The sequence below is a fragment of the Actinomadura sp. NPDC049382 genome (genome assembly GCF_040677125.1).
In the GTDB taxonomy this organism is placed as follows: Bacteria; Actinomycetota; Actinomycetes; order Streptosporangiales; family Streptosporangiaceae; genus Spirillospora; species Spirillospora geliboluensis.
This window is the reverse complement of the sequence record NZ_JBFARO010000092.1, coordinates 23,465-31,402: the sequence shown is the minus strand read 5'-3', so window position 1 is coordinate 31,402 and position 7,938 is coordinate 23,465. Positions and strand designations below refer to the sequence as shown.

Below are 7,938 nucleotides of genomic sequence, written 5' to 3'. Positions count from 1 at the left end.
AGCCACTGCGCGTCGTCGACCAGGCACAGCAGCGGCGCGCCCGCCGCCAGCTCGGTGAGCAGCGCCAGCAGCGCGGGCCCGACGAGCAGGCGGGCCCGCGCGCGGGGCGGGACCGGGCCCAGCGCGGCCCGCACCGCCGCCGCGTGCGCGGCGGGCAGCCGCTCCACCAGGTCCGCGCGGCCGGCGAGGAGCAGCTGCAGCGCCGCGAACGGGAGGGCGGCCTCGGCCTCGATCCCGGTCCAGCGCAGGACGCGCATCCCTCCGGCGGCCGACTCCGCGTGGCCGAGCAGCGCGGACTTGCCGATCCCGGCCTCGCCGCGCACGATCAGCGCGCCGCCGCCCGTCCCGGCGCGCGCACCCTCCAGCAGCCGGCCGATCTCCTCCAGCTCGGCCGACCGCCCGTACAGCGTTTCCCCCTGCATGCCCAAAATGCTCGCAAAGGGCCCGCCCCCGGCCCAGTGCGTGCGGCACCGATCCGCATGTGGATCCAGCAGGGCCCGACTATGCGTTCCTCATATGCCGGGCCTCATATGCGGCCTCATACCCGGCCGAATATGCGGGGCCTCACACCCAGCCGAACTCGGCCGCGATGCGCACGGCGTCGATCCGGTTGCGCGCGTTGAGCTTGCTGATGCAGCTCGCCAGGTAGTTGCGGACGGTCCCGGTCGTCAGCGTCAGCACCAGCGCGATGTCGTCCACCCCGGCGCCCTCGGCCGCCAGCCGCAGCACCTCGGTCTCCCGGGCGGTGAGGGGGCTGTCGGGCTGCCGCAGCGCCACCAGCGCGAGCTGCGGGTCCACCACCTGCTCGCCCGCCGCCACCCGGCGGATCGCGTCGGCCAGGTCGGCGGGCGGGACGTCCTTGAGGACGAACCCGTGCACGTGGGCGTCCAGCGCGCGGCGCAGATGCCCGGGACGGCCGAGACCGGTCAGGATCAGCACCCGGCACTCGGGCAGCCGGTCGTGCAGCTCCGCCGCCGCGGTCACCCCGTCCACCCCGGGCAGGTCGATGTCCAGCACCGCGACGTCCGGGCGGTGCGCGAGCGCGGCGGCGACGATCGCGTCGCCGCTGCCGACCTCCGCGACCACGTCGAGGTCGGGCTCCAGGCCGAGCAGCCCGGCGAGGGCGCCGCGCAGCAGCGCGACGTCCTCGGCGAGCAGGATCCGGACCGGCCCCGGCGCCCTGCCCGCCGGCGGCCGGGTCAGGTCAGTGTCCGCTCCTGTCATCGTCGACCACATCCTTCGGCTCCGGCGGCTCGCGGAAGACCGCCCGGATGAACAGCTCGGTGTGCCGCATGCACCGCTCCCGCGCCGCCCGCCGCGACTCGGGGTCGGTGCCGGCGTGCAGCCACAGCAGCCGGGCCTGCCCGACGGGCCCGAACAGCGCCCAGGCGAGGTCGGCGGGGCGGCCGAGGCCGGCGGGGATCCGCCCGGTGGCGATCCAGTGCTCGAACAGCCCGCCCGCCTCCTCCATCGACCTGGCGATGGTGCTGCCGAGGTCCATCTCGTGGACGAGGCCGTCGCGGACCATCAGGCTGATGAACAGCCGGCCGTTCGGCGAGTCCCAGGCGTCCAGCACGCTGGTCACCAGGGCGCGCAGGTACTCCGCCGGGTCCCGGTCGGCCAGCTCCGGGTCCAGTCCGTCGCGTCCGGCCATCAGCCGCTGCGGTCCGAGCCCGGACACCGCCGCGTCGAAGATGGCCTGCTTGCTGGGGAAGTGCGCGTACAGCACGCTCTCGCTGAGCCCGACCTCGCGGGCGATGGCGCGGATCGAGGTGCCCGCGTAGCCCTTCTGCGCGAAGAGCCGCAGCGCCGCGTCGACCAGCGCCGCCTTGGTGTCGCCCGCCTCCGCCTTGGGCGGGCGGCCCGGCCGCCGCCGGACCGCCCGGTCCCCCGTCTTCGTCACTCCGCACCTCCTGCTCCCATCAAAGCACCGGTCGGCTAGGCGCCGGCGGGGTGGGCGGCCTCCGTTTCCGCGCGCCCCCCGGCGGCCTCCCCCGCCGTGTGGCCCCGGTGCTGGAGGACCTTCGGCGACAGGACGAGCGCGACGCCCGCGACCGCCCACAGGGTCAGCACCAGCAGCGGCCGCCCGATCGCGTTGCCGTCGAAGTACACGGTGTTGCGGACGGCCTCGGCCCCCGCCCCGAGCGGCAGCCACTCGCCGACGGCCGCGTACCAGGCCGGGACGAACTCGGCACCGAGCGGGCCGCCGCTCGCGGGGGCGCCGATGGGGACGAACAGGAGCACGGCCAGCGCCGCCGCCGGCGGGCCCACGACGCGCAGCAGGCCGCCGGTGACCGTCGCGACCGCGAACACCAGGAAGGAGACGAGCCCCCACAGCGCCCACGGCGAGCCGACGAGCGCGCCCGTCAGGCCGTCCCCGACCCAGGCGACGCCGCCGCCGAGGAGCAGCGCCCCGGTCAGGGCCAGGCCGATGCGCCGGCCGGCGCCCGCCTGCGGCACCACGAACACCATCAGCGCGGCGAGGATCACGCCGGGGATGATGGCGCTGACCGCGAGGAAGAACGCGGAGATGCCGTTGCTGTCGCCCTCGGGCAGCGCCCGGATGTCCTGCACCTGGACCTGCTGGCCGGTCGCGGTCCCGACCTGCTGGAACACCTCGGTGATCAGCGTCGTCTCGATCTTCCCGGCCGAGCTGGCGACGATCAGCTTCGCGCCACCCTGGCCGGGGACGAACACCCCGTCCACCTCGCGGTCCAGCAGGGCCTGCCGGGCGGCCTTCTCGTCGGCGTAGTGCTCGATGTCGAACGCGCCGTCCATGCGGGCGTCCAGGGTGGTGCCGACCTTGGCGGCGACGGCCTGCGGGCCGACGACCGCCACCGGCACCTCGTGCGGCTTCGGGCTGTGCAGGGCGCCGAGGAAGGACCCCGCGAACAGCATTCCGAGCAGTGTCACCGCGACGAGCACGGCGATGGGCTTGCGTGCGTTCATCACCAGACCTCCTGGTCCGTCGAGTACGGGTCTGTCGCGTACCGTCGACTCAGAAACTAATCGCTCGTTCGTTTATTTTCCAGCCCGCGTCCGGATGACGCCCGTCACATGGCGGATTCGCCCCGCGCCGCACGGCCCTAGAGTCGGCTCCGCCGCCCTTGATCAGGTGCGGCGAAGCTGCGAGGAGGCCGCGTGTTCTACGGTTTGGCGTCGCATACCGCGGGGCCGCTGCTCCGGTTGCTGCTCCGGCCGCGCGTCGAGGGGCGGGCCAACATCCCCGCCGAGGGCCGGGTCATCCTGGCCTGCAACCACCTGTCGTTCGTCGACACGTTCGTGCTGTCGCCCGTCGTCGGCCGCCGCGTCGCCTACCTGGCCAAGGCCGAGTACTTCGAGGTGCCCGGGCTCGGCGGGCGCCTGCTGCGGCGGGCGCTGCTCGCCCTCGGGAACGTGCCGATCAGGCGCGGCCCGACCCGCGAGGCCGTCCGCGCGCTGGAACGCGCCGGCGCCCTGCTGGAGGACGAGGGCGCCGTGGCGATCTTCCCGGAGGGCAGCCGCTCCCCCGACGGCCGGCTCTACCGCGGGCGGACGGGCGTGGCGTGGCTGGCGCTGGCGACCGGCGCCCAGGTCGTCCCGGTGGCCATCGAGGGCGCCGAGCACATCATCCCGCTCGGCTCGTGGCGCCCCCGGCTCGGCACCCGCCCCCGGATCCGCTTCGGCGAGCCGATGGACTTCTCCCGCTACGCCGGCGCCGACCTGCCGCCCGGACGGCTGCGCCGCGTCGTCACCGACGAGGTCATGAACGCCGTCCGCAAGCTCTCCGGCCAGGAGTACGCGGGCGAGTACAACCCCCGCGCCGACCCCTGACCCTCCCCCCTCGGGCACTGGGCCCTTAACGGACGAGACCTCGGCGGCATTGCGGACGGACCGGCGGGCGGTCCGTGGCGACATTTGAAAAACGGCCCTCGGCAGGGCGGCGGCGGGCGGCCTAGTCTGGTCGCGTCCGTCCGGCACGCGCAGTCAGTGACACCATGACCACAGAACCGGCGGGGGCCGCCGTGAGCGATGACTTGACGCACCGTGTGCTGCCCTACGACGGGGTGGACGAGTACCTCGGCGGCGCCGTGCCGTTCCTGCGGGACGGCGTCGCGGCGGGCGACCGCGTCCACGCCGTCTGCGGCACCGCGCGCGAGATGCTGCTGCGCGACGCCCTCGGCGGCGCCGCGGGCGAGGTCCGCTTCACCGACGCCGCCGCCTGGTACGCCCATCCGTCCCGTACCCTCGCCGACTGCCTGGGCGACGCCGCCGAGAGCGCCCGCCAGGGCCGCCGGCTCCGGCTGCTCGGCGAGCCGGCGTGGGCGACGCGGCCGCCGCTGGAGGTCGTCGAGTGGGAGCGGGCCGAGGCCCTGGTCAACATCGCGCTGCGCGGCACCGGCGCGTCCGTCCTGTGCCCGTACTCCGCCACCCTGCCCGCCGCCGTCGTCGCGGCGGGCCGCAAGACCCACCCGGAGACGGTGCGCGGCACCAGCACCCGGCCCAACCCCGGCTTCGTCGACCCGTGGACGTTCTGCGCCCGCTGCGACGCCGACCCGCTGCCCCCGCCGCCGCCCGGCACCGACGCGCTCGCCCTCGACGACCACCCCGACCTGTTCTGGCTGCGCGCCTGGGTCACCGACTGCGCGCGGCAGACGCCGCTGCCCGAGGAGGGCGTGCAGCGGCTGCTGGTCGCGGCCACCGAGGTCGTCACCAACGCGCTCCGGCACGGCGCGCCGCCCGTCGTCCTGCGGATGTGGGCCGACGCCCCCGGCGGCGACGCCTCCCTCGTCTGCGAGGTCACCGACGCGGGCCGGTGGCCGCCCGGCACGGCGTACGGGCTGCTGCCGCCGCGCCCGGAGGGCGCCCCTGCGGGCGGGCGCTTCGGCCTGTGGGCGGTGCGCCTGCTGTGCTCCACCGTCCAGATCCGGACAGGCGAGGAGGGCACCACCGTCCGGCTCCGGCTCTCGCTGCCCCGCGCGGGCCACGCCGCCTAGCTGGGCCGCCGCCAGATGGACGGAGCGTGAGGAACTCCCTGCGTTGGGCTTCCAAAAGCTTCCCGGCGGCGTACCCTGAACAGATCCGCCCCGACCCGATGGGCAGGCCATGTCGACACCCTGGTTCGCCAAGCGCCCCGTCAGCGCCGTCCGGCCCGGAGACCACGCCTGGCTGGCCTACAGCGGCACCGAGGAGCGCGACCGCGTCATCGGGCCCTTCCTGCGCGAGGGCCTGCTGACCGAGGAGAAGGTCGTCTACGTCACCGACGTGCCCGCCGAACGGCTGCCCGGCCTCAACGGCGCCGACGGGATCGACGTGGCCGAGTGCGTGCGCTCGGGCAGCCTGCGCGTCATCTCGCGGCGGGACGCCTGCCTCGACCGCGGCGGCGCCTTCGCCCCCGCGATGATGCTCGACACGATCGGGCGGGAGGTCGGCGGCGCGTTCGACGAGGGGTTCCGCGCGGTCCGCCTCACCACCGACTACAGCTGGCTGTTCCACGAGCCGGAACCCGCCGGCCTCGGACCCATGCTGGGCTGCGAGCACGAGGTGGACGACGCCGTCGCGCCGAGCACCATGGCGATGGCGATCTGCCAGCTCGACCGGCGCGCGTGCCCGCCCGAACAGCTCCTGGCCCTCCGCGACACACACGAGGTCCTCGTGGAAGTGAACCCCGAGTTCGACGACGGGATCCTGAAGATCGTGCGCACCTTCGATCCGGCCGGGCTGCGGATCGAGGGCGAGCTGGACGCGGCCCGGCACACCGTGGTCGCCGAGAACCTCGCGCAGCTGGTCGCGCAGCGCGGCAGCGTCCACCTCGACCTGTCCCGGCTCGGCTTCATCGACCTCGGCGGGCTCAACCTGCTGGCCCGGCACGCGACCCGGCTGCCCGCCGACCGGGCGCTCGTCCTCGACCACCTGCGGCCGAACGTGGAGGGCGTGATCGAGGCGGTCGGCTGGAACCGGCTGCCCGGCCTCACCCGCGGCGCGCGGCAGGGCGCTCCCGAAACGGAGGACTTCGCCTGATGGCACTGGAGCACAGGGCCTTCCTATACCACGGCGCCGACGACTTCTTGTCGGTCACGGTGCCCTACCTGAAAGCCGGGCTGGAACGCGGCCAGACCGTCGTGGCGGTGGCGCGCGAGCCCAACCTCTCCGCGCTGCGCGACATCCTCGGCGAGGGCGAGGTCGGCTTCGTCGACTCCGCGCGCTTCTACCTGCATCCCGTCCGCACCCTGCGGGACTACCAGGCCATCGTGAAGGACAGCGCGCCCCGCGGCGTGTGCGCGCTCGCCGAACCCGTCTGGGACGGCTGGGACGAGCGGCAGACCCTGGAGTGGATCCGCTACGAGTCCCTCATCAACGTCGTGTTCGAGAACGCCGACGCCAGCGCGCTGTGCCCGTACGACGCCGAGGCGCTGCCGCCGCGCGTCCTCGCCGAGGCGCGGCGCACCCATCCGCTGCTGCTCGCCCCCGGCCACGACGGCGCGAACGACGCGTACATCGACCCGGTGGCGTTCGGGTCCGGCTGCGACCGCGACCTGCGCGCCGGCGGCGGCCCGCGCCCCGGCCGCCCGGGCGACGCCGAGTACCTGCCGATCGACGGCGACGACCTGCACGCCCTCCGGTCGTTCGTCGCCGTCCGGGCGCGCGCGCACGGCCTCGGCGAGCAGGCGGAGCAGAACCTCGTCACGGCCGTCAACGAGGTGGCCGCGAACGCGCTGCAGCACGGCACCCCGCCGATCGGCCTGTGGACGTGGCGGGACGGCCCCGACCTGGTCTGCGAGGTCGGCGACCACGGGTTCTGGCGCCCCGGCCCGAGCCCGCTGACCGGTTTCGTCCCGCCCGACTCGGCCCTGCAGAGCGGCTTCGGCCTGTGGACCGTCCGCCTCCTGGTCGACCTGATGGAGCTGCGCGCCGGCTGGGACGGCACGTTCGTCCGCCTCCGCAAGCGCCGCTAGCCGTACGGCCGGCCGGCCGGGCGGCCCCCGGCGCCGGGCGTCGGGCTCGCCGTCGGCGCGGGCCCCGTGGGGACGCCCGCACTCCCCGGGCGCGAGGCTTCCGGCATCGCGGTCCGGCCCGGTTCGGAAGTGCTCGGTATCGGCGACGGCGTCAGCGGACCGGGCCACGACTCGGACGGCTCGGGCGGCGCCGGTGACACGGGCGACACGGGCGGCGCCATCGGCCGGGGCGGCTCCGGCTCCCGCACCCCCGGCCAGAACAGCACCGCGACCGCCACCAGCACGGCGGCGGTGACCGCGGCCGCCAGCGTCGGGAGCGTCCAGCGGCGCGCGGCGCGCGCCCGCGCGGCACGCGCCCGCATGGGCGCGGCGGCGCGGCCCGCGTCCTGGAACCGGCGGACGGCCGCGGGGTCGGGACGGATCTCGTCGGCGGCGGCGCGGTAGTGCTCGCGCAGCAGGGCGTCCAGGTCGTCGCTCACGCCCGGTCCTCCCTCATGTGCTTCCGCAGCGCGGCCATGGCCCGCGCGGTGTGGCTCTTCACCGTTCCCCGGGAGATCCCGAGCGTCGCGGCGATCTCCTGTTCGCTCAGATCGCACCAGTACCGCAGCACGACCACCGCGCGCTGCTTCGCCGGCAGCGCGCGGAGCACCGCGTCGAGGTCGCCCCCGGCGGCCCCCGCCGCCGGGGGCGCGCCCGCGAGCCGCTCCACGTCGGCGACGGACCCGACCGGGGTGTCGCGCCGCCGGGCCCACCGCCGCTTCTCGTCGATGGCGAGGTTCACCAGGACGCGGCGCGCGTACGCCTCCGGGTCCCCGTCCGCGAGCCGCCCCCACCGCCGCGCGACCCGCTCGTAGGCGGTCTGGAGCAGGTCCTCGGCGAGGTGCCGGTCGTAGACGAGGAACACGGCGGTGCGCAGCAGTCGGCCCGCGGTGGCGGCCACGAACTCGTCGAACGTGGTCTCCGCCCCGCGGACCTCCTGGGCGCTCAACGTGGACAGACCGCA

At 75.5% G+C, this 7,938-nt stretch carries 10 protein-coding genes; 4 read left to right on the top strand and 6 right to left on the bottom strand.

Annotated elements, in window-relative coordinates; all coding sequences use genetic code 11:
• The 4 genes from AB0K34_RS34420 to AB0K34_RS34405 all read right to left on the bottom strand — a co-directional run.
• Positions 1-422 (bottom strand): AAA family ATPase (locus AB0K34_RS34420; RefSeq protein WP_364553113.1); only part of this gene is annotated, 422 nt, incomplete at its 3' end.
• Between the two features lie 142 nt (positions 423-564).
• Complete coding sequence (locus tag AB0K34_RS34415; RefSeq protein ID WP_364553112.1) at positions 565-1,224, bottom strand: response regulator transcription factor; 660 nt, start codon at positions 1,222-1,224, stop codon at positions 565-567.
• Positions 1,205-1,903 (bottom strand): TetR/AcrR family transcriptional regulator, encoded by a 699-nt coding sequence (locus AB0K34_RS34410; RefSeq protein ID WP_364553111.1) that lies wholly within the window; start codon positions 1,901-1,903, stop codon positions 1,205-1,207. The genes AB0K34_RS34415 and AB0K34_RS34410 overlap by 20 nt, the downstream gene beginning before the upstream one ends.
• A gap of 35 nt (positions 1,904-1,938) precedes the next feature.
• Positions 1,939-2,949, bottom strand: coding sequence for a hypothetical protein (locus AB0K34_RS34405; protein WP_301176131.1), 1,011 nt, complete (start codon positions 2,947-2,949; stop codon positions 1,939-1,941).
• Positions 2,950-3,141: 192 nt separating this feature from the next.
• Here AB0K34_RS34405 and AB0K34_RS34400 point away from each other — a divergent pair, with 192 nt between their 5' ends.
• The 4 genes from AB0K34_RS34400 (at position 3,142) to AB0K34_RS34385 (ending at position 6,935) form a co-directional block, all read left to right on the top strand.
• On the top strand, positions 3,142-3,813 hold the full coding sequence (locus tag AB0K34_RS34400; protein ID WP_138640429.1) for a lysophospholipid acyltransferase family protein: 672 nt from the start codon (positions 3,142-3,144) through the stop codon (positions 3,811-3,813).
• A 191-nt stretch (positions 3,814-4,004) separates the two neighbouring features.
• Positions 4,005-4,976 (top strand): sensor histidine kinase, encoded by a 972-nt coding sequence (locus tag AB0K34_RS34395; RefSeq protein ID WP_364553110.1) that lies wholly within the window; start codon positions 4,005-4,007, stop codon positions 4,974-4,976.
• Positions 4,977-5,085: 109 nt separating this feature from the next.
• Positions 5,086-6,000 carry an MEDS domain-containing protein gene (locus tag AB0K34_RS34390; protein ID WP_364553108.1) on the top strand — a complete coding sequence of 305 codons (915 nt, stop codon included), beginning with the start codon at positions 5,086-5,088 and terminating at the stop codon, positions 5,998-6,000.
• Positions 6,000-6,935: a sensor histidine kinase gene (locus AB0K34_RS34385; RefSeq protein ID WP_364553106.1), complete on the top strand. Its 936-nt coding sequence runs from the start codon at positions 6,000-6,002 to the stop codon at positions 6,933-6,935. The genes AB0K34_RS34390 and AB0K34_RS34385 overlap by 1 nt, the downstream gene beginning before the upstream one ends.
• On the opposite strand, the gene AB0K34_RS34380 is transcribed toward AB0K34_RS34385, so the two are convergent.
• Both AB0K34_RS34380 and AB0K34_RS34375 read right to left on the bottom strand, forming a co-directional pair.
• Complete coding sequence (locus AB0K34_RS34380) at positions 6,932-7,414, bottom strand: hypothetical protein (protein ID WP_364553105.1); 483 nt, start codon at positions 7,412-7,414, stop codon at positions 6,932-6,934. The two genes, AB0K34_RS34385 and AB0K34_RS34380, sit on opposite strands and share 4 nt — an antisense overlap.
• The gene (locus tag AB0K34_RS34375) at positions 7,411-7,923 is read right to left on the bottom strand and encodes a SigE family RNA polymerase sigma factor (protein WP_301176136.1); all 513 of its coding nucleotides are present in this window, start codon (positions 7,921-7,923) and stop codon (positions 7,411-7,413) included. The genes AB0K34_RS34380 and AB0K34_RS34375 overlap by 4 nt, the downstream gene beginning before the upstream one ends.
• Between the last annotated feature and the right edge of the window lie 15 nt (positions 7,924-7,938).

What these genes read in the sequence shown, in the direction of transcription:
- AB0K34_RS34415 (WP_364553112.1), bottom strand. Translation starts at nt 1,224, where the DNA reads ATGACAGGAGCGGACACTGACCTGACCCGGCCGCCGGCGGGCAGGGCG.
- AB0K34_RS34405 (WP_301176131.1), bottom strand. Translation starts at nt 2,949, where the DNA reads ATGAACGCACGCAAGCCCATCGCCGTGCTCGTCGCGGTGACACTGCTC.
- AB0K34_RS34390 (WP_364553108.1), top strand. Translation starts at nt 5,086, where the DNA reads ATGTCGACACCCTGGTTCGCCAAGCGCCCCGTCAGCGCCGTCCGGCCC.
- AB0K34_RS34385 (WP_364553106.1), top strand. Translation starts at nt 6,000, where the DNA reads ATGGCACTGGAGCACAGGGCCTTCCTATACCACGGCGCCGACGACTTC.